This window comes from Bacillus cereus group sp. BfR-BA-01360 (assembly GCF_022663595.1).
Lineage (GTDB): Bacteria > Bacillota > Bacilli > Bacillales > Bacillaceae_G > Bacillus_A > Bacillus_A cytotoxicus.
In genome coordinates, this window is sequence record NZ_JAKUFV010000018.1 from 26,257 (window position 1) to 44,514 (window position 18,258).

Sequence of the window (18,258 nt, forward strand, 5' to 3'; positions counted from 1 at the left end):
TGCATGCACGCTCCTTTTTAAATATCTAAGTTTAAATGGGGCTTATGGTCTAAATGGTGATGTGTTTTAATAAAGCGTACCGTTCTTGTTTTATAACGCATAACGATAGAATATGTTTCTGCTAAATCACCGCCGAGGAATTTCACACCATCTAATAACTCGCCAGCAGATACCCCTGTTGCTGAGAAGATTGCATCTTCGCCAGATACTAAGTCTTCTAACATAAGAAGTTGACGAGGGTCTTCTAGTCCCATTTTACGGCAACGCGCCTCTTCTTCCTCATTCATTGGAACTAAGCGCGCTTGCATTTCTCCGCCAAGACACTTTAATGCTGCTGCAGAGATAACACCTTCTGGAGCACCTCCAATACCGACAAATAAGTCGATTCCTGTTCCTGGCAAAGCGGTAGCGATAGAGGCACCAACGTCACCATCACCAAATAATTTTACACGTGCTCCTTTTGCACGCACACGATCAATAATATCTTGATGACGTTCACGTTCTTGGACGATAACCGTTAGGTCACGAATCTTTTTATTATTTGCTTCTGCTACAATTTCAATTGTTTTTTCAATTGGATCATCTAAGCTAATTTTACCAGCTGCGTTTGGACCAACCGCAATCTTTTCCATGTACATATCTGGAGCATGAAGAAGATTTCCTTTATCTGCAATTGCGATAACTGCCATTGCATTTGCAAGGCCTTTTGCAACGATATTTGTACCTTCTAATGGGTCAACGGCAATATCTACTTCTGGACCGTTTCCTGTCCCTAATTGTTCACCAATATATAACATTGGTGCTTCATCAAGCTCTCCTTCACCAATTACAACAGTACCTGCCATATTTACTGAATCAAACATATTGCGCATAGCAGTAGTTGCTGCATCATCTGCTTCATTTTTTTTTCCGCGCCCCATCCATTGTGCGGATGCTAATGCCGCGGCTTCTGTTACACGGACAATTTCTAATGCGAGTTCACGTTCCAAGGTGACATTCCTCCAATTTCAAAAATCATACAGTTATAACTATAACAAATTACAGGGAAAAGGTGAATTCGAAAAATTGTCGATTTTTTCAAAAGAAAAGGTTACAATTGAAATGTAAATGCTTTAATTTCCAGGTAGGTGACCTTTTATGTACTTTGTAGATAGAAAAAAGATTGAGAAAATGTTAACGTGTTTAGAACAAGTTGTAGATACATTTCAAGAGAAAAAAATATATGAAACAAATTTTGAATATTATGCGTTAGAACGCATGTCCCATCTTATCATTGACTGTATATTAGATGTTGGTAATGCAATGATTGATGGATTTATTATGCGGGATCCAGGAAGTTATGAAGATATTATTGATATTTTAATGGATGAAAAAGTAATCAGCGGAGCGGAAGGAGAAGGACTGAAAGAAGTGATTCTTCTTCGAAAAATGCTTATGCAAGATTATATTGAAATGAATCATGAAAAAATATATGAAACAATTCAAAGACAGATTCCATTCGTACAAACATATCCTGCGAATATTCGTCGTTATTTAGAAAAGGAATTAGGACCTGTATCTGCATTTGTTGCAGAATAAATGAGTAGATAATAGTGAGAAAAAGGGAGAAGGGTGAGAAAAAGAAATGGGGGAAACGCGTACAACAAAAGAAGAAATTGTACAGCTTTTAAAAATCAATGGGGAGCACACTGTTGCGGAGTTAGCAAAGTCATTGGACATTACGGAAATGGCAGTACGTCGCCATTTAAGTAAACTCGAGAAAGAGCAACTGATTGATTCCAAAATGGTAAGACAACATGTTGGACGACCGACATATTTATACGGTCTTAGTCAAAAAGGAGAAGATACATTTCCGAAAGAATATAAGCAATTTGCAATCGATATGCTGAAAGATTTAGCGAGCAGTGGTAATGAAGAGCTACTTCGGCAAATATTGAAAGCACGAACAAACAGAATGAAAGAGCATCTTCAAAAACGAGTGAATGGAAAAGGGAATTTGGCATATAAATTGCAAGAGGTAGCTGCAATTCAAGAGAAAAATGGTTATATGGTACAAGTGGAACAAGAAGATGAACAATCGTTTATCTTGAAAAAACAAAATTGTCCATTAATGGCCATTGCAGAAAAATTTCCGCAGTTATGTGAAGATGAAAAAGATATGTACAAACAATTGTTTTCTGAAGCGGATGTAAGGATATTAACCAATATGTGTGATGGGGACTGCAATTGCTCCTATCGAATTCAAGAGAAAAAATAAATGTTATGAGACGCTTTAGGGTAAAGCGTTTTTTTCTTTTAGAAAAGAGGGTAATATAGGAAAGGTATGGACGCTATTATAAAAGGAGAGACAGAATAGATGTACAAAGGCTATTTAATTGACTTAGATGGTACGATGTATCGCGGTGAAGAACAAATTGAAGAAGCAAGTGATTTTGTAAAAGCATTACAAGAGCATGGCATTCCATATTTATTTGTAACGAATAATTCAACGCGAAAACCGGCACAAGTTGCTGAAAAACTGGTTCGTTTCGATATTCCAGCTGAACCAGAACAAGTATTTACAACGAGTATGGCAACAGCGAACTTCATTTATGAACGGAAACAAGATGCAACTGTATACATGATTGGTGAAGAAGGTTTACACGATGCTCTTGTGGAAAAAGGATTTGAACTTGTGGATGAAAATCCTGATTTCGTCGTTGTTGGTTTAGACCGCGACATCACATATGAAAAATTAGCAAAAGCTTGTCTTGCTGTGCGTAATGGCGCAACGTTTATTTCTACAAACGGAGACATTGCTATTCCGACTGAGCGAGGGTTACTACCCGGGAACGGTTCACTAACATCTGTTGTAGCAGTATCCACAGGTGTAGATCCAATCTTTATTGGGAAACCAGAATCCATTATTATGGAACAAGCCTTGAAAGTACTTGATGTGACGAAAGAAGAGGCAATCATGGTTGGGGATAACTACGATACCGACATATTAGCAGGGATAAATGCTGATATGGATACGCTTCTTGTCCACACTGGAGTCACAACTGTGGAAAAATTAAAAGATTATGAAGTGCAACCAACGCATGTTGTGCATAACTTGACGGAGTGGATTGAGAAAATGTAATGAGAGACAGGTAACTAAATGGTTGCCTGTTTTTTATGCACAATTACATATATGATACATGTATCTAAAAATAAAAGTAAAATGTAATGATATAAGAATGAGGCTGGTGATAGGAAATGTATGCAATGTCATGGATTATTTTCGGTTTTACGAGGAAAAAGATTTTTTCAGGCTGGAATACAGTTAAGTGTTAAAGGGCTATTATATAAAAATACTGAATTTAAACAGCAAGCAGTATTGATGAGTAGAGAAAAGAAGCTCCTGCTTATGGTCCATTCCAAATCAGCCGGATAATATAACCGAAGAAAATAATGTAAGATAGTATGGCGATAGACCATACTCTAGCTATTGTACGAACAAATCCTTTTTCACCAATGAATGTTAAAATAATGGATAAAAAGCTACATATAATTAGAGTCGCTTCTAATGATGGAGTGAGATGCAGTGTCCATAAAAATAAGTGTTACTAATGAATGCAAGCGGTAGGGAAAATAAAGAAAAGACTTGTTTACGAGTCATTTCAACCCACCCCTTTTTACAAGGAGTATATAACAACTTGTAATATATGTAAATTTAAAAAAGAACCTCCTTCTGTTTTGAACTAGAAGAGAGGTTCTTTCCCTTTACTCAGCATGCTCAGCTCGGTGTGCCAAACGACTAGAAGCAGCCGCAGCAATACCTCCAACGATATCATCAAGAAATGTATTAACTTTTCCAGTTGATTTATCATTTAAGTATTCTAAAATACCTGGTTTTAATTTATCGATATATCCAAAATTTGTGAAGCCAATAGAGCCATAGACGTTCACGATAGAAAGTGCGATCACTTCATCAATTCCGTATAATCCTTCATCGCGCTTTACAATATCTTGCAACGGTTCACTTAATAGACCTTTTTCAGCAAGGATATCTAATTCAATTCCTGTAATAAGGGCATTTTGAACTTCACGTTTTGATAATACACGTTCTACATTGTAACGACATTCTTCCATCTCTAAATTAGGATGGTACTTTTTTTGAAGAAAATGAACGAGTTCAGCAATGTCATCGATTGTTACACCGCGCTCTTGTAAAAGTTGTAATGCTTTTTCTTGTAGTTGATTTGATTCTTTCATGTTTATCACCTTTTTTTCTTTTTATTATTTGTATACGTTTCTTAGCTTTATCATGTGCATAGGCATGAAAGGCGAGCACAAGCTCATATATATATAGAAAAAACATAGGTGGCGACTATGATGATTCAGCATATTTATGAGCATTATCAAATGCATGTCAAAGAATTAATTCCCCTTGGCCCCTATAAAAGTTTTTGGATTCGTAATAAAATTTATGTACTTCTTCCGATTGGAAATATGGAAGAGGAAGTACTTGTTGAAATGAAAAAGCTCAGTGATTATATGAACCAGCAAGGGGATATTACTGTTGCAACTTTCGTTCCAACGATACACGGTTACTATGTAAGTGAAATAGAAGAGAAAAATTATTGTTTATTAAAAGGGATACGCTTGCTTGAACGACATGCTACTCCATTAGGAAGTGAACTTTCATTATTTCATAAACGCGGTGCCTTTTTCCCAGAGGAAATTGATAAATTAAGCCGCATTGGTGAATGGAAATCGCTATGGGAAAAGAGACTTGATCAATTAGAGCGTTTTTGGCAATCACAGGTGATGAATCATCCTTCAGATGTATTTGATCAATTGTTTATTGAATCATTCCCTTATTATTTAGGAATTGCTGAAAATGCTATTCAATATGTTGTTGATACAGAGATAGATGACACACCACAGCTTTCTGATTCCGCAACGATTTGCCAAGAAAGATTTACACCTTTATTATGGCAACAAACGAATCGATTAAAAATTCCTATTGATTGGGTATATGATCATCCAACTAGAGATATAGCAGAATGGATGCGCTCTATAATAACAGAGAAAAAGAAAGATTCGGAACGACTAATTGTTCAATTTATTTCCGAGTATGAACGAAATTATTCGTTATCTTCTTTTGGTTGGCGTTTATTATTTGCACGTTTACTGTTCCCGCTCCAATACTTTGAAACAGTAGAAAGTTACTATCAAACAGATAATGAAGAGTATAAAAGTGTATACAGAGATCGCTTAGAAGACATTTTACACGATATGAACCGTTCAGAGCAATTTATGAAGCATTTTTATGAATTTTTTCGATTACCTGTTAATAAGTTAGGGATTCGCAAATTAGATTGGTTATCGTAGAATCAAACAGAGACCTCTGTTTGATTCTACATATTACGGTGAGAAAAGGGTGTCATTATTTGTCGAGCGGTCGATAAGTTGTGTCGAACCGCCGATATTTTAGGTTAAATCGCCGATAAATTGCAAGTTGCGTCGATATTTTAGGTCGAATCGTCGATATAATTTCAATTACCATTTGTTTTTCCGAAAAAATACAAAAAAGAGACCGGATTTGGTCTCTTTTTTGAGGAGATTCTGAGCAAGCCGCCTTCGCTTTGCAATTAAAATACTTGCTCTACTTCGATTACGCCTGGTACTTCTTCTAGTAGTGCGCGTTCGATACCAGCTTTTAATGTAATTGTAGAACTTGGGCAGCTTCCGCATGCACCCATAAGGCGTAGTTTTACGATACCATCTTCAATATCTACTAATTCAACGTCACCGCCATCGCGAAGTAAGAACGGACGTAATTTATCTAATACTTCTAGTACTTGTTCTTGCATGTTTGGGTTTTCCATTTTTATCGACTCCTTTCATCCATTTTATTATAATCAAGATACAGGGGAAAATCTATTTTTTCTGTTCTTGTTTTATTGTCGAAATGTGTAATCATGTTTACAATGTGTTTTTTCAGTATAGGGGTATAGTATGAACTTGTAAAGTGATGCGCTTATGTAGTTAAGGCATCTGAATATACTGTTAGAACAGGAAGTTAGGGGGAAAAAAGAATGATTCATGTTCAAGTGTATGGTGCAAAAGTGATTTGTGCAAGCTGCGTTGGAATGCCATCTTCAACGGAAACGTTTGAGTGGTTGCAAGCAGCAATTGGTCGTAAGTATGAAGGAAAAGAAGATCAATTTAAATTTGAATACATCGATATTCAAGAAGAGCAAGAAGATGCAGAGAAGAAAGCTTTTGCAGAGCGCGTTATTGAAGAAGATTTATTTTATCCAGTTGTTGTTGTCAACGGAGAAATCGTTGGAGAAGGAAATCCTCGTTTGAAAGATGTATATGAAGAGATTGAGAAATATTTATCAATTGAAAAGCCTTTGTGAATGCAAAGGTTTTTTTAATAACTATAAAAGGAAAAATATTGAAGGCGGTGTGAGAAATAGATATCGTGAAGCAAGAAGTACCAGAAGAAGTAAAAGAGTTAATGGCACAATATGTAAGTAGGCTACAAGAAATATTGTTAGATGAAGAACTGGTAGGAGTATATGTGTACGGTTCCGTTGCGTTAGGTGCATTTTGCTATGCGACAAGTGATATTGATTTTATTACAGTAACAAGCAAAAGGATGGAGGAAGATATGCAATTTCAAATAAAGAAATTGCATAAAACCCTCAGTAAGCATAAGCTTGGAAAACGAATGGATGGTATGTATATTTCTGTCGCTGATTTAGGAAAAAGAAATGAGGAGATAGAAGAGTATATGTACTGCGCAAATGGAAAAATAAACATAGGACACTGGGATATAAATGCAGTGACGTGGTGGACGTTAAAGAATCAAGGAATTACTGTTACGGGACTGGAGGCAAAGGAACTTCCTTTTCACCCATCATGGAGCGATGTTCAAAGAACGATGAAATATAATGTAGAGAAATATTGGAGTGAAAAAATATCGCGTCCTTATTTATTTCTTAGTGGGGAATGGGTAGAATCAGCTATTGTGACAATGGGGCGTATAGTTGTTACTCTCGAGCAAAAAAGAATTGTTTCAAAAGATGAAGGGTTGCAATATATGATGAGGTCTTCTTCTGAAAAATGGAAGCCCTTATTCTGGGAGGTTGGACGTATAAGAAGGAATGCGGGAGAAAGGCGGATGATTTCCATATGGAGAAGAGCAAAGATGACGCGGCAGTATTTGGTTAGTACGATTGAACTATGTAAAAAGAAATTGGAAGAGAAAAAAGATGTATACAAATAGTAGGTAGTTTCGTTTCTCTGCATACTCTAAGTAATAGAGTGAAATCAGCTATTGTCAATATGAGAGATGATATTGATTTTATTAAATTCGTACCGGTTCAATGATTCAAAGTCAAAGAGCATTTCTTATGATAAAGAAATGCTCTTTTTATATAATAATAAAAAAATAATGTTAATAAATAAAAATTTATTGTAAAACGATAAAAATGTGTTAAAATCAAATTTGCAATCAATAAGAGAGGTGCTGTCTATGAAACGAGAAACATTCTTTTTAAAAATAGCTGTTATTCTTATCGGTATTCCAATTTTTGCTTTATGTATATTTTTAGTACCTAAGATAGGGAATTTTGCAGCAGAATTGTATCCAGATATTGTTTATATGAAATATCTCGTTCTAATTGATTTGTATGCAGCGGCGATTCCTTTTTACTTTGCTTTGTATCAAGCTTTCAAACTTTTGCAATATATTGATCGGAATGAAGCGTTCTCGGAATTATCTGTAAGAGCTTTAAAGAATATAAAGAACTGTGCTATTACAATTAGTAGCTTGTATGTGATAGGTCTGCCACTCTTCTATCTCATTGCGGAGAGAGATGATGCCCCTGGCATTATATTAATTGGATTGGTCATTATTTTTACTTCAACGGTTATCGCAGTTTTTGCTGCTGTTCTTCAAAAGCTATTAAAAAATGCTGTAGATATAAAGACAGAAAATGATTTAACGGTTTGAGGTGAATAATATGGCAATTATAATCAATATTGATGTGATGCTAGCTAAAAGAAAAATGAGTGTAACAGAACTTTCAGAGAAGGTTGGGATTACAATGGCTAACCTTTCCATATTAAAAAATGGAAAAGCAAAAGCAATTCGGTTTTCAACTTTAGAGGCAATTTGCAAAGCATTAGAATGCCAACCTGGAGATATTTTAGAATATAAAATGGAAGAAGGTTATGAAAGTAATCGCAATGAATAATGATTTTTAATGAATAAGCGTTGTCGTATTATAGAATCGAAACGATAGATGAATGATAATCTTTTTTTAGTAATGAAAACAAAAAAACGCTTGGCAAAACTCAAGCGTTTTTTTGTACGAATTATATAACTGAAAATCGTGTCATCCTTGTTTCAGGAAGGAGAAGAAGCTTCTTCCTCTGTACGCACTTCAAAACATTCATTTTTACATAGATATTTAAAAATTCTTTGTGTTACTTTTTCCTCTTGATCTAATAAAAAACGATGATTAAAAGCATAGAAGGATTGCCCTTTAATTAATTTTACATAATACATCACATAGACCTCCATTATATACAATTGTAATAATTCACTATTATGTTATCCATTATTTGGATATTGATACTTAGAGATTTTCACAAGGTTTGTTTAAAATAGGATAAAAATGAGAAGGTAAGGAAGGGTTGTTATTACGAGGAGACTATGGCAGTATATAAAAATATAGGAAATTCTTATATACAATTCATTTCAAATTTTTAGTAGCGATTCTCACGCAGTTATCCATAAGAAATGGAAAAGAATTTTTGTACAAGAATTGAGAATGATAAATTGGAGGAAAGAAAATTATGTCTAATGTACCAAATTGTCCAAAATGTAATTCGGAGTATACATATGAAGATGGAGCTCTTTTTGTATGCCCAGAATGTACACATGAGTGGAATTTAGAATCGGAAGCAGAAGATGTGAAAGTTGTAAAAGATGCGAATGGAAATGTTTTGCAAGATGGTGATTCTGTATCTGTTATTAAAGATTTAAAGGTGAAAGGAACGTCATCTGTTATTAAAATTGGTACAAAAGTAAAGAATATCCGTCTTGTTGATGGTGATCATGATATTGACTGTAAAATTGATGGTTTCGGAGCAATGAAATTAAAGTCTCAATTTGTTAAAAAAATATAATTGTGAAGAAAGAAGAAAAACAAGAGCTAAAAACTCTTGTTTTTCTCTTTACCCGTTATGATATTTATACATCCAGAGAATACCGGATTTTAGTAGTCTTGGCACGCGTCCCATTAGCGGTTGATTTGCCAATAAGCCGAAACCGTGTTTTTTACCAAGAGAGCCGAGAACTCCTTTTAATTTAATAACAGGTAGCTCGTCAGGAAGTGGCTCATTATTCCAACGTTTCAGCAATATTTGGACAATCTGTTCGCCTTGCCCTTCAGCTAATTGTGCAGAAGGGGCATGTGGAAGCGATGCACAATCACCTACAACATATACATGCTCGTTATTCGGAATATTGTGATATTTTGTTAATATAACCCGTCCGCTACTATCATGTTCGACGGGAAGGTTTCGAACAACTTCATTAGCTTGAATGCCAGCTGTCCATACAATTGCGTCACAAGGAAGCGGTTCGTCATGGTTGTACACAATGTTGGGCTCTACTTTCGTAATATTAGAGTTCCGTATAATGGTAACTTTATGTTTTATGAACCATTTTTCTACGTATCTACTTAATTTCTCTGGAAACGGGAATAAAATGCGTTCTTTTCGATCGAATAAGTAAATTGTTAAATCAGGACGACTTTCGCGGAGTTCACTTGCTACTTCAACACCGCTTAATCCAGCACCAACAACCGCTACTGTTGCATTTGGTTCTAAGCTGTTTAATTGTTCGTACGTTTTACGTGTTTGTTCAATGGATTGTAGACTGTGTGTATATTCCTTTGCCCCTGGAACATTGTGATATTTGTCTTCACAGCCAAGCCCGATAATTAAATCATCATATTGAATTTCTTCACCGCCATCGAGATGAACGCTTTTGTTTTCAAGGTCAACATTCGTTACAGTTCCATATTGAATGTTGAGGCGTGGATGCTCTGGAAACGGAATGCGAATATGAGTTTCTGAAATTGTCCCCGCCACTAATGCATAGTATTCTGTCTTAAAACAATGGTATGGTACCTTGTCGATTAATGTCACTTGGACATCATCTGGAAGCTGATTGTTTGGAAGAAGCCGCTGTAGAATTCTCATTCCACCGTAGCCACCACCCAATAACACGAGGTGTTTCATGATGGATTACCCCTTTTCTGTTGAAATATCCCCTAATCATAAAATTGTATATTGAAAAAATATTTTGACTTTACTCACTCAAATTATATCGAATTTGTGAACAAATAACAATGCATGAATGAGCACTCTGTTGTACAATAAGAAGAAAAGTGGGATAAGCTGTTGCGATTTACCAATTGATTTGAAATAAAACAGTATACCCAATCAATGGTTTAGTTAGTGTAATGAATACAACAAGAAATGGCAGCATTTTCTTCTGATAGAATGATTTGAACAGTTATAGGGGGGAGTTTGTTGGTTAAACCATTAATCGAATTTTGCGTAGGTAACCTTGCGAGTGGTTCACAAGCAGCGTTTGAAGAGCTAGAAAAAGATCCAAACTTAGATGTTATGGAATACGGTTGCCTTGGCTATTGTGGTATTTGCTTTGAGGGACCATTTGCGCTTGTAAATGGTGAAGTTGTACAGGGTACTACAGTAGAAGAACTTGTGAAAAATATATATGATTATTTGGAAGAAAATCCAATGTTTTAAGGTGTTACAGCGATGTAACACCTTTTGTTTTGTCACTTATTTCATGAGGAGTAAAAATTTATTTGGAGGAAATGCTAACAAAGAATTTGAAGCTGTGAGGTGACAAAATGAATATTATTTGGGGAGTAATTGGCATTATCGTTATTCTTTTTATTGGATATTTGCTTTCAAATAACAAACGTGCAATCTCATTGCGTACTGTATTTGGTGGACTTGCGATTCAAGTATTGTTTGGTTTTATCGTGCTAGAGTGGGACTTTGGTCGAAGTGTATTAGAGAAAGTAACACAGTTTGTTCAAAGAATCATGGATTTTGCGAATGCTGGAATATTATTTTTATTTGGTAATTTAGGAGATCCAACGAAAATGGCGGGATTTGTTTTTGCGTTTCGTGTACTCCCAATTTTAATTTTTCTATCTTCAGTTATTGCGATTTTATATCACTTGGGAATTATGCAATGGATGGTTCGGAGTATTGGAGGAGCTTTAGCAAAGCTATTAGGAACAAGTCAATCAGAATCATTATCTGCAGCGGCAAATATTTTTTTAGGACAGACGGAAGCGCCGCTTGTCATTCGTCCGTATATGCCGCATTTAACGAAGTCCGAACTATTTGCTGTAATGGTTGGGGGATTAGCGTCAGTATCAGGCTCAACTCTATTTGGATATGCTGCACTAGGTGTGCCGCTTAAATTTTTATTAGCAGCAAGCGTAATGGCAGCGCCAGCTGGGCTTATTATGGCAAAATTATTGTTCCCCGAAACAGAAAAGAAAGAAGTGTGCACGATTTCGAAAGAGGATGAAAAAGATGAGCGTAAAAAGCCAACTAACGTAATTGATGCAGCAGCACGCGGGGCAGCTGATGGATTATCACTCGCTTTAAATGTAGGCGCAATGCTGATTGCTTTTATTGCTGTCATTGCTCTTTTAAATGGAATTGTAGGTGGAATCGGCGGTCTGTTCGGTTATTCTAATTTATCATTACAACTTATATTGGGATATATTTTTTCGCCACTTGCGTTTGCTATTGGGGTACCGTGGACAGAAGCAATTACCGCAGGAGGGTTTATTGGGGAAAAATTAATTTTAAATGAGTTTGTGGCGTTTACGGACTTTGCTCCGCAAATGGGAAAGCTTTCAGAGAAAACAACAGCGATGATTACATTCGCATTGTGCGGATTTGCCAACCTTTCTTCCGTAGCCATTTTACTTGGTGGTCTTGGTGGGATGGCACCGAATCGGCGAGGCGACATTGCTAAATTTGGTGTGAAGTCTATCATAGCTGGTACATTAGCAAATTTATTGAGCGCTGCAATTGCAGGGATGTTTGCATGAAATAAAAAAGGCCCTTTTAAGAAGGGCTTTTTCTTACACAATTCGTGTAAGAACGACTTCGATAAGGAAGTCGCCAAAACGTTGTCAAATATGAGAAACGGGGGACATTCATATTGTGTTCCAAAAGCATGCATTTTATACTTAAAATAATAAATTATTTTTGGAGTGAATCAGAATGAGCCAATTTTCTTTTACAAAAATGCATGGTCTTGGAAATAGCTATATATATGTAAATATGTTTGAAGAACATATTCCAGAGGAAGAACTAGCTCTTGTAGCAGAAAAAGTTTCGAACAGAAATACCGGCATTGGGGCTGATGGAATGATTTTAATTTGTCCATCTGAAGTAGCACCAGTAAAAATGCGTATGTTTAATAATGATGGCTCAGAGGGAAAGAGTTGTGGAAATGGGCTTCGCTGTGTAGCGAAATATGCATATGAGCATAAATTAGTAGAAGAAACGATTTTTACGATTGAAACATTAGCTGGTATTGTAACAGCTGAGGTAACAGTCGAGAATGATATTGTTACACTCGTTAAAATTGATATGGGGGCACCTCGTTTAACACGTGCGGAGTTACCGATGCTTGGAGAAGGAGAAACGCCGTTTATTCGTGAGGACTTTCTATTTCATAATCAACGTTATGCATTTACAGCAGTTTCTATGGGAAATCCACATGCTGTAATTTTTGTTGATGATGTAGAAAAGGCACCTCTTACAACACTGGGACCTGTACTTGAGAATCATGAAATGTTTCCAGAACGGGTAAATGTTGAGTTCATTGAAATTTTGAATGAAACAGAGATGAATTTCCGCGTATGGGAACGTGGATCAGGTGTAACGCAAGCATGTGGAACGGGAGCGTGTGCATCTGTTGTAGCAGCAATCTTAAATGGAAAAATGGAACGCGGTAAAGAAATTACGGTTCATTTAGCTGGCGGTGACTTAATGATTACGTGGACAGAAGAAGGAACTGTAATGATGAAAGGACCAGCAGAAGTGATTTGTCACGGAGTGTATGAGTACAAGATAGAAGCATAAAGATGTATAATAGAATAAGAAAGGAAGGTGGATTTTATGATTACTGTAACACAACAAGCAGCATTTCAAATTAAGGATATGTTAAAAGATGCTGAAGATGGGGAAAGATATGTTCGCTTTGCCGTTCATGGCGGAGGATGTAGCGGTCTTTCTTACGGTTTAGGATTTGAAAGAGAACCAAATGAAGACGACACAGTTCTTGAATTTCATGGTGTTGAATTTGTTATTGATAAAGAAAGTGCTCTGATTGTAAAAGGAGTAAAAATTGATTATAAGCAATCGATGCTTGGCGGCGGATTTACAATCGACAATCCAAACGCAATCGCATCATGCGGCTGCGGGTCTTCTTTCCGTACAGCGACGAATGCTGGTACGCCGGAGGAATGCTAATAAATTAGAACCTTCTCATCCAAAAAAAGAGAAGGTTCTTTTTGATATCTTACAAAAGTGTAATATTTATGTCACGTTTATGAATTTCTTTTTTTATTATATAAGTTTATGATATCGATATAATAAAAAATGAGGTGAATCACGTGAAACGATATATTGCACTTTTTAGTATTTTAATCGTATTTGCTAGTGTTTTAGTTGGTTGTGATTTGAATCGTATGGGGAAAGATACGTACTATGTTCAAATTACAGTGGATGGAAAAGTATATGAAGGAAAAGCGGATGATGGTACAAGATATACAGATTATCAATATAAATTAGCAGGATTTGATGAAGAAGGAAAGGAAAAAACAATGGAATTTACTGCGCAGAAAAATCTTCGCAAAGAAGCATTTCTTCGCATTTATTACTCCGATAAAAAAGGGGTAACAGCTTGGGAGGAAGTACAGAAGGATGAGCTTCCTGCAAAAGTGAAAGAAAAATTAGGTGTAAAATAATAAAGAAGGAGTTGGCTTTTTCGGTCAACTCCTTTTTTCATGTGCAAATTCTTCTTCTGAAATAACTGTAAATCCATGTCTTCGAAAGAGTGCTGTTGTAACGCCATATCCAGCTTGTTTCTTTCCATTAAATTCTCCTGTATAAATTGTAGAACTACCGCAAGAAGGGCTGCGCTCTTTTAAAATAATGTACGCGGGGTTTAAATCTTTTATTGTTTCTAAAGCTTTATAAGCGCCTTGTATAAAGGCATCTGTCACATCGTTTCCGTTTTTATCTTGCACTCTTGCCTTTCCATCTAGCACGTCATCTCCATTGCCACCAATGATTTCTGCTGGTGGGCGCGGAGTTGGTAATCCGCCTAGTACTTCTGGACAGACAAGAACGGTGTCTTCTTTTTGTAATAACTCATCTATTTTAGAAACAAGATTATCATTGCCGTCGTAACGGCAAGCGATACCAGCTAAACAAGCGCTAATTACAATCATGTTTTTCTACCTCAGTTCTTAAAAGGATAAATGCTTAGTGTACGACACAACGAACAACAGAGTCATGCATTATACATGACCCTTTTGTTCATCAATCAAATTTTCGTACAACGGGAACGCGAATGGCAACGAATAATACAAAGAGAATGACCGCAATCGCGCCGCTTTTCATAATGGTAACGATTGGAATACCGGCAGCGAGTGCAAGGGATGTAAGAGCATAAGAAATTGGAATGAATCCCATTGATGAAAGCATGAGTAAGCTCATTACGCGCCCCATCATTTCTTCTTTAACAGTAGATTGAATCATTGCCATTAAAGGAACAATTGCCATAGCAATCGTAATTCCGTAAAATGCGCCAGCTAACAATGCTTGCCACAGTGTTGTACTAAAGTTAATCGATAAGAAGAATACCCCAGATAAAAGCATCATGATAATACAAAATAGGCCCCGTCTTCGACTAATATTTTTCAGGCCAACGATAATAGCTCCAATTGCCATTCCGCCTCCAACGGATGCTTCTAAATAACTAAATTGAAGAGAATCGCCGTGCAATACATTTTTGATAAACAATGGAAATCCAACTTGCATAGGGCCGATTAAAAATAAATTTAAAAAGGCGCTACAAATTAAGAATGTGGACAGAAATGGCGATTTTCTTACATATAAAATTCCTTCTTTAATAGATGTAAACATCCCTTTATTTGAATCTGATTGTTCTTGCACGGTAGATTGTATTTTTTGGACAAGTATAGCGGCTATAATAAGTAAAAGAATTGTAATGGTAAAAATCGTTTCATAATTACTAAATTTAATCAGGATGCCACCGAGTACAGGTCCTAAAATAACAGATGCTTGGTTTGTCATTTGGGTTAGTGAGTTTGCTTGTGTTAAGCGCTGTTTTTCAACAAGTTCAGGTAAAATGGATCCGTCTGCGGACCAGAAAAAAGCATCTGCTAGTCCAAAGAATAAAGCGAAGAAAGCAAATGTATATAAGGTTACGTCACCGATGACAAACCAAGTTAAGATGGTTGCTACAATAATAGCACGAACGATATTGGAGTAAAACATAATATTTTTTTTCGGAAATTTGTCTGCCACAGCTCCTCCTACAATCATAAAGATTAGTCTTGGGACGCTAAGTGCAACAAAGACAACACCGAGGGAAGCTTCGAGATTTAATGTTTTCGCGATGTACCATGTTTGAGAAAAGGTAAAAAAGGCTAATGCAAAACTTGAAAAAAGAGTAGCTGCCCAGAGGAAAAGGAAATTTGTATTTTTTAATAATGGATTCCCATTTTCTTCTAAAACAGACTTGTTTCGTTGTAATTCCTCCATATTGCATCCTTTCTATGTCACAAATTTGAAGCAGTATAAAATTTCTATTAACATTTGTTTTAACCGCTATGTTTAGGTAATAAACCTAAAAAGTAAAATAAACGAAGAAAACATCCCTTGATTAAAAAATAATCCTTTATGTAGTTTTGAATATTTCCATACTACACTTTTTCATTGTAGACAATAATAACAGATTTGCCCAGTATATTTTTAAAGATAAGAAGGGGAAGAACCATCAGATCTACTCTCATTATGAGGTGTCTGATGGTTCTCTTTTCAAGATTTCAGCACTTGAATTCCCTTTACAATATTCCAAATAAAGAAATATATGCTAATGATTCCGCAAATTCCTATAATGATAATTGAACCGATACCAAGTGTTATGTCAGGTTGATTAGAAGTAATTCCTAACATCCCGATTATAATCATTCCTAAAAAAGCTGTAATCCCTGGAATAATATGAGTCCAAAGCGCTTTTTTTGCATGAATCTTCGTTTCGTTTTCACCAATTATCCAAATAATGATAGGGAATATAATGGGAGCAAAGAAAACGCTCCAATACGAAAGCGCAGCTAATATTTTATTTCCATTCATCTATCTCACCTCGTAAATGTATGTGGTTGTAATAGTTTTAGTATGTGAAAAATGCTGAAAAGTAATATGTATTTTCCTTGCAACCTTATACGAGGGAAAAATATGGCAGGTAACAATTATATCAATGTGAAGATGATAAGCCCAAAAGTGATGACCATTCCTAACATCCCTTTTAATTTGGTTTTCTACCACAATTGGATAGAAAGTACTATTCCTCCAACTAAAACAAGAGGAATGGCAATCATATCTGAAAAATGACGTTCTAACGTTCTTTTCGTAGCTGCTCGATATATTTCCGTTTGTACTTCCATATGATCTCTCTCCCACCCCAATTTGAGTGATTATATAAATTATACCTTATGCATGTACGCTGGAGGTTAAAAATAAAATATGTTATTAAAAAAAACAGAATTTTTCAGATATTATCTGCACGTAATAAAAAAGAGGTGCGATTTCTACACGAGAAATTGCACCTCTTTTTTATTTATACGTTAAAACATACTAGAGCTATGCATTGGTTGTAATTTTGCACTTGGGTCAAAGTAAGCTTTTGCATTATTTACTGCTGTTGGTGCTTCGCCAAAACCACATGCAATTAGTTTTACTTTTCCTTCATATGTACAAACATCTCCTGCTGCATAAATACCTGGAATATTTGTTTCCATTTTCGAATTTACAACGATGCTGTTTTTTTGAATGTTTAAGCCCCAGTTTTTAATGGGACCAAGGGAAGAGACGAAACCATAATTTACGATGACATCATCAACATCAATGACGACTTTTTCTTCTGTTTTGACATGTTGCAAAACAACTTGTTCAATCTGCTCTTCACCGATTAGTTCTACTGGAACATAAGGTGTTTTTATATCTGCCCGAGAATTTATTAGATTTTCTACACTATGTTCATGAGCACGGAATTTATCACGACGATGAATAATGGTTACTTGCTCAGCGATTGGTTCTAACATTAATGTCCAGTCTACTGCAGAGTCACCACCGCCAAATACAACAACGCGTTTTCTGGCAAATTTATTCATGTCATCAACGAAATAGTGCAAGTTTTTCTTTTCAAATTTCTGTGCACCATCTAATTCTAAGCGGCGTGGTTGGAAAGCACCATTACCAGCTGTAATAATGACAGATTTAGAGTAGTGTGTTTGTTTATTTGTTACGAGTTTAAACACGCCATCAGCTTGCTTTTCAAGAGTTTCCACTGCTTCTTCTAAGCAAATGGTAGGATCAAATTTTTTCATTTGTTCTTTTAAATTGTCTACTAACTCTTGCGCACGTACTTTTGGGAATCCTGCAACGTCATAAATATATTTTTCAGGGTATAGTGCGGACAATTGTCCTCCAAGTTGCGGTAGGCTTTCAATAATTTTTACACTTGCCTGTCGCATCCCGCCATAAAATGCTGTAAATAGTCCGGTTGGACCACCACCAATAATTGTTATATCGTACACATTTTGATTTTCTGTCATTATTTATTCCCCCTATAGATGGAATTTGGATATTGATTCCATATATTGTTCATATGTATACGGAAATCCTGCAAAGGACTGTAAGTTAACATAAATGATAGCATATTTTTGTTCCTAATACGTAAGAAAGCGACTGAATTGTTTGTAAGCTTCTGCATAGATTAATTAGAAATGTATAAAATATACAAATAGGAAAATACATGAAAAAGAGGGGGAGAAACCCTTGAAAACGCTATGTTATTTTAAAATATTGATAATTCTCTAGGTG

General features: G+C 35.8%; 24 protein-coding genes. 14 read left to right on the forward strand and 10 right to left on the reverse strand.

Going from position 1 to position 18,258, the window contains the following annotated elements; translation table 11 throughout:
- Positions 1–17: 17 nt before the first annotated feature.
- Positions 18–989 carry a class II fructose-bisphosphatase gene (gene glpX / locus MR056_RS15735; RefSeq protein WP_012096015.1) on the reverse strand — a complete coding sequence of 324 codons (972 nt, stop codon included), beginning with the start codon at positions 987–989 and terminating at the stop codon, positions 18–20.
- A gap of 148 nt (positions 990–1,137) precedes the next feature.
- Between glpX and MR056_RS15740 the strand changes: the two genes are divergently transcribed.
- From MR056_RS15740 to MR056_RS15750, 3 genes are all read left to right on the forward strand, one after another.
- Positions 1,138–1,578, forward strand: coding sequence for a DUF86 domain-containing protein (locus tag MR056_RS15740; protein WP_012096014.1), 441 nt, complete (start codon positions 1,138–1,140; stop codon positions 1,576–1,578).
- A 46-nt stretch (positions 1,579–1,624) separates the two neighbouring features.
- Entirely contained in the window at positions 1,625–2,257 is a 633-nt protein-coding gene (locus MR056_RS15745; protein WP_087099308.1) for a helix-turn-helix transcriptional regulator, read from the forward strand.
- A 99-nt stretch (positions 2,258–2,356) separates the two neighbouring features.
- Positions 2,357–3,121: a TIGR01457 family HAD-type hydrolase gene (locus MR056_RS15750; protein WP_087095519.1), complete on the forward strand. Its 765-nt coding sequence runs from the start codon at positions 2,357–2,359 to the stop codon at positions 3,119–3,121.
- Between the two features lie 623 nt (positions 3,122–3,744).
- On the opposite strand, the gene MR056_RS15755 is transcribed toward MR056_RS15750, so the two are convergent.
- Complete coding sequence (locus MR056_RS15755) at positions 3,745–4,236, reverse strand: phosphatidylglycerophosphatase A family protein (RefSeq protein WP_012096010.1); 492 nt, start codon at positions 4,234–4,236, stop codon at positions 3,745–3,747.
- Positions 4,237–4,356: 120 nt separating this feature from the next.
- Here MR056_RS15755 and yutH point away from each other — a divergent pair, with 120 nt between their 5' ends.
- On the forward strand, positions 4,357–5,358 hold the full coding sequence (yutH, locus tag MR056_RS15760; RefSeq protein WP_041810105.1) for a spore coat putative kinase YutH: 1,002 nt from the start codon (positions 4,357–4,359) through the stop codon (positions 5,356–5,358).
- Positions 5,359–5,618: 260 nt separating this feature from the next.
- Here the strand turns inward: yutH and MR056_RS15765 are convergent, their stop codons facing one another.
- Positions 5,619–5,855, reverse strand: coding sequence for a NifU family protein (locus tag MR056_RS15765; protein ID WP_012096008.1), 237 nt, complete (start codon positions 5,853–5,855; stop codon positions 5,619–5,621).
- Positions 5,856–6,065: 210 nt separating this feature from the next.
- Here MR056_RS15765 and MR056_RS15770 point away from each other — a divergent pair, with 210 nt between their 5' ends.
- The 4 genes from MR056_RS15770 (at position 6,066) to MR056_RS15785 (ending at position 8,237) form a co-directional block, all read left to right on the forward strand.
- Entirely contained in the window at positions 6,066–6,392 is a 327-nt protein-coding gene (locus tag MR056_RS15770; protein ID WP_087095518.1) for a YuzD family protein, read from the forward strand.
- A 101-nt stretch (positions 6,393–6,493) separates the two neighbouring features.
- Positions 6,494–7,264 carry a nucleotidyltransferase family protein gene (locus tag MR056_RS15775; protein ID WP_048723211.1) on the forward strand — a complete coding sequence of 257 codons (771 nt, stop codon included), beginning with the start codon at positions 6,494–6,496 and terminating at the stop codon, positions 7,262–7,264.
- 249 nt (positions 7,265–7,513) lie between these two features.
- The gene (locus MR056_RS15780; protein ID WP_012096005.1) at positions 7,514–7,993 is read left to right on the forward strand and encodes a DUF2975 domain-containing protein; all 480 of its coding nucleotides are present in this window, start codon (positions 7,514–7,516) and stop codon (positions 7,991–7,993) included.
- A gap of 10 nt (positions 7,994–8,003) precedes the next feature.
- Complete coding sequence (locus tag MR056_RS15785) at positions 8,004–8,237, forward strand: helix-turn-helix domain-containing protein (protein ID WP_012096004.1); 234 nt, start codon at positions 8,004–8,006, stop codon at positions 8,235–8,237.
- A 152-nt stretch (positions 8,238–8,389) separates the two neighbouring features.
- On the opposite strand, the gene MR056_RS15790 is transcribed toward MR056_RS15785, so the two are convergent.
- The gene (locus MR056_RS15790; protein WP_081428410.1) at positions 8,390–8,551 is read right to left on the reverse strand and encodes a YqbF domain-containing protein; all 162 of its coding nucleotides are present in this window, start codon (positions 8,549–8,551) and stop codon (positions 8,390–8,392) included.
- A 290-nt stretch (positions 8,552–8,841) separates the two neighbouring features.
- Between MR056_RS15790 and MR056_RS15795 the strand changes: the two genes are divergently transcribed.
- Positions 8,842–9,174: a zinc ribbon domain-containing protein YjdM gene (locus MR056_RS15795; RefSeq protein WP_012096003.1), complete on the forward strand. Its 333-nt coding sequence runs from the start codon at positions 8,842–8,844 to the stop codon at positions 9,172–9,174.
- 48 nt (positions 9,175–9,222) lie between these two features.
- Here MR056_RS15795 and MR056_RS15800 read toward each other — a convergent pair whose 3' ends face one another.
- Positions 9,223–10,293, reverse strand: coding sequence for an NAD(P)/FAD-dependent oxidoreductase (locus tag MR056_RS15800; protein ID WP_012096002.1), 1,071 nt, complete (start codon positions 10,291–10,293; stop codon positions 9,223–9,225).
- A 291-nt stretch (positions 10,294–10,584) separates the two neighbouring features.
- On the opposite strand from MR056_RS15800, the gene MR056_RS15805 reads away from it, so the two are divergent.
- The 5 genes from MR056_RS15805 (at position 10,585) to MR056_RS15825 (ending at position 14,090) form a co-directional block, all read left to right on the forward strand.
- Complete coding sequence (locus MR056_RS15805) at positions 10,585–10,827, forward strand: YuzB family protein (RefSeq protein WP_012096001.1); 243 nt, start codon at positions 10,585–10,587, stop codon at positions 10,825–10,827.
- Between the two features lie 107 nt (positions 10,828–10,934).
- Positions 10,935–12,161, forward strand: a complete 1,227-nt coding sequence (locus MR056_RS15810) for a NupC/NupG family nucleoside CNT transporter (RefSeq protein WP_012096000.1) — start codon at positions 10,935–10,937, stop codon at positions 12,159–12,161.
- Between the two features lie 175 nt (positions 12,162–12,336).
- Positions 12,337–13,203: a diaminopimelate epimerase gene (gene dapF, locus MR056_RS15815; protein WP_012095999.1), complete on the forward strand. Its 867-nt coding sequence runs from the start codon at positions 12,337–12,339 to the stop codon at positions 13,201–13,203.
- A 36-nt stretch (positions 13,204–13,239) separates the two neighbouring features.
- On the forward strand, positions 13,240–13,593 hold the full coding sequence (locus MR056_RS15820; protein WP_087099304.1) for a HesB/IscA family protein: 354 nt from the start codon (positions 13,240–13,242) through the stop codon (positions 13,591–13,593).
- 143 nt (positions 13,594–13,736) lie between these two features.
- Positions 13,737–14,090, forward strand: a complete 354-nt coding sequence (locus MR056_RS15825) for a YxeA family protein (protein WP_012095997.1) — start codon at positions 13,737–13,739, stop codon at positions 14,088–14,090.
- A 24-nt stretch (positions 14,091–14,114) separates the two neighbouring features.
- Here MR056_RS15825 and MR056_RS15830 read toward each other — a convergent pair whose 3' ends face one another.
- From MR056_RS15830 to MR056_RS15845, 5 genes are all read right to left on the reverse strand, one after another.
- Positions 14,115–14,576, reverse strand: a complete 462-nt coding sequence (locus MR056_RS15830) for a 2-thiouracil desulfurase family protein (protein WP_012095996.1) — start codon at positions 14,574–14,576, stop codon at positions 14,115–14,117.
- A 91-nt stretch (positions 14,577–14,667) separates the two neighbouring features.
- On the reverse strand, positions 14,668–15,915 hold the full coding sequence (locus MR056_RS15835) for an MFS transporter (RefSeq protein WP_012095995.1): 1,248 nt from the start codon (positions 15,913–15,915) through the stop codon (positions 14,668–14,670).
- 276 nt (positions 15,916–16,191) lie between these two features.
- Positions 16,192–16,509, reverse strand: a complete 318-nt coding sequence (locus MR056_RS15840; RefSeq protein WP_012095994.1) for a magnetosome magnetite crystal formation protein family — start codon at positions 16,507–16,509, stop codon at positions 16,192–16,194.
- 185 nt (positions 16,510–16,694) lie between these two features.
- Complete coding sequence (locus tag MR056_RS22300; protein WP_255816144.1) at positions 16,695–16,820, reverse strand: hypothetical protein; 126 nt, start codon at positions 16,818–16,820, stop codon at positions 16,695–16,697.
- Positions 16,821–17,000: 180 nt separating this feature from the next.
- Positions 17,001–17,990 carry an NAD(P)/FAD-dependent oxidoreductase gene (locus tag MR056_RS15845; RefSeq protein ID WP_012095993.1) on the reverse strand — a complete coding sequence of 330 codons (990 nt, stop codon included), beginning with the start codon at positions 17,988–17,990 and terminating at the stop codon, positions 17,001–17,003.
- Positions 17,991–18,258: the final 268 nt, after the last annotated feature.

Coding starts and splice junctions, on each gene's coding strand:
- MR056_RS15740 (WP_012096014.1), top strand. CDS start 1,138: ATGTACTTTGTAGATAGAAAAAAGATTGAGAAAATGTTAACGTGTTTA.
- MR056_RS15745 (WP_087099308.1), top strand. CDS start 1,625: ATGGGGGAAACGCGTACAACAAAAGAAGAAATTGTACAGCTTTTAAAA.
- MR056_RS15750 (WP_087095519.1), top strand. CDS start 2,357: ATGTACAAAGGCTATTTAATTGACTTAGATGGTACGATGTATCGCGGT.
- MR056_RS15755 (WP_012096010.1), bottom strand. CDS start 4,236: ATGAAAGAATCAAATCAACTACAAGAAAAAGCATTACAACTTTTACAA.
- yutH (WP_041810105.1), top strand. CDS start 4,357: ATGATTCAGCATATTTATGAGCATTATCAAATGCATGTCAAAGAATTA.
- MR056_RS15765 (WP_012096008.1), bottom strand. CDS start 5,855: ATGGAAAACCCAAACATGCAAGAACAAGTACTAGAAGTATTAGATAAA.
- MR056_RS15770 (WP_087095518.1), top strand. CDS start 6,066: ATGATTCATGTTCAAGTGTATGGTGCAAAAGTGATTTGTGCAAGCTGC.
- MR056_RS15775 (WP_048723211.1), top strand. CDS start 6,494: ATGGCACAATATGTAAGTAGGCTACAAGAAATATTGTTAGATGAAGAA.
- MR056_RS15780 (WP_012096005.1), top strand. CDS start 7,514: ATGAAACGAGAAACATTCTTTTTAAAAATAGCTGTTATTCTTATCGGT.
- MR056_RS15785 (WP_012096004.1), top strand. CDS start 8,004: ATGGCAATTATAATCAATATTGATGTGATGCTAGCTAAAAGAAAAATG.
- MR056_RS15790 (WP_081428410.1), bottom strand. CDS start 8,551: ATGTATTATGTAAAATTAATTAAAGGGCAATCCTTCTATGCTTTTAAT.
- MR056_RS15795 (WP_012096003.1), top strand. CDS start 8,842: ATGTCTAATGTACCAAATTGTCCAAAATGTAATTCGGAGTATACATAT.
- MR056_RS15800 (WP_012096002.1), bottom strand. CDS start 10,293: ATGAAACACCTCGTGTTATTGGGTGGTGGCTACGGTGGAATGAGAATT.
- MR056_RS15810 (WP_012096000.1), top strand. CDS start 10,935: ATGAATATTATTTGGGGAGTAATTGGCATTATCGTTATTCTTTTTATT.
- dapF (WP_012095999.1), top strand. CDS start 12,337: ATGAGCCAATTTTCTTTTACAAAAATGCATGGTCTTGGAAATAGCTAT.
- MR056_RS15820 (WP_087099304.1), top strand. CDS start 13,240: ATGATTACTGTAACACAACAAGCAGCATTTCAAATTAAGGATATGTTA.
- MR056_RS15830 (WP_012095996.1), bottom strand. CDS start 14,576: ATGATTGTAATTAGCGCTTGTTTAGCTGGTATCGCTTGCCGTTACGAC.
- MR056_RS15835 (WP_012095995.1), bottom strand. CDS start 15,915: ATGGAGGAATTACAACGAAACAAGTCTGTTTTAGAAGAAAATGGGAAT.
- MR056_RS15840 (WP_012095994.1), bottom strand. CDS start 16,509: ATGAATGGAAATAAAATATTAGCTGCGCTTTCGTATTGGAGCGTTTTC.
- MR056_RS22300 (WP_255816144.1), bottom strand. CDS start 16,820: ATGGAAGTACAAACGGAAATATATCGAGCAGCTACGAAAAGAACGTTA.
- MR056_RS15845 (WP_012095993.1), bottom strand. CDS start 17,990: ATGACAGAAAATCAAAATGTGTACGATATAACAATTATTGGTGGTGGT.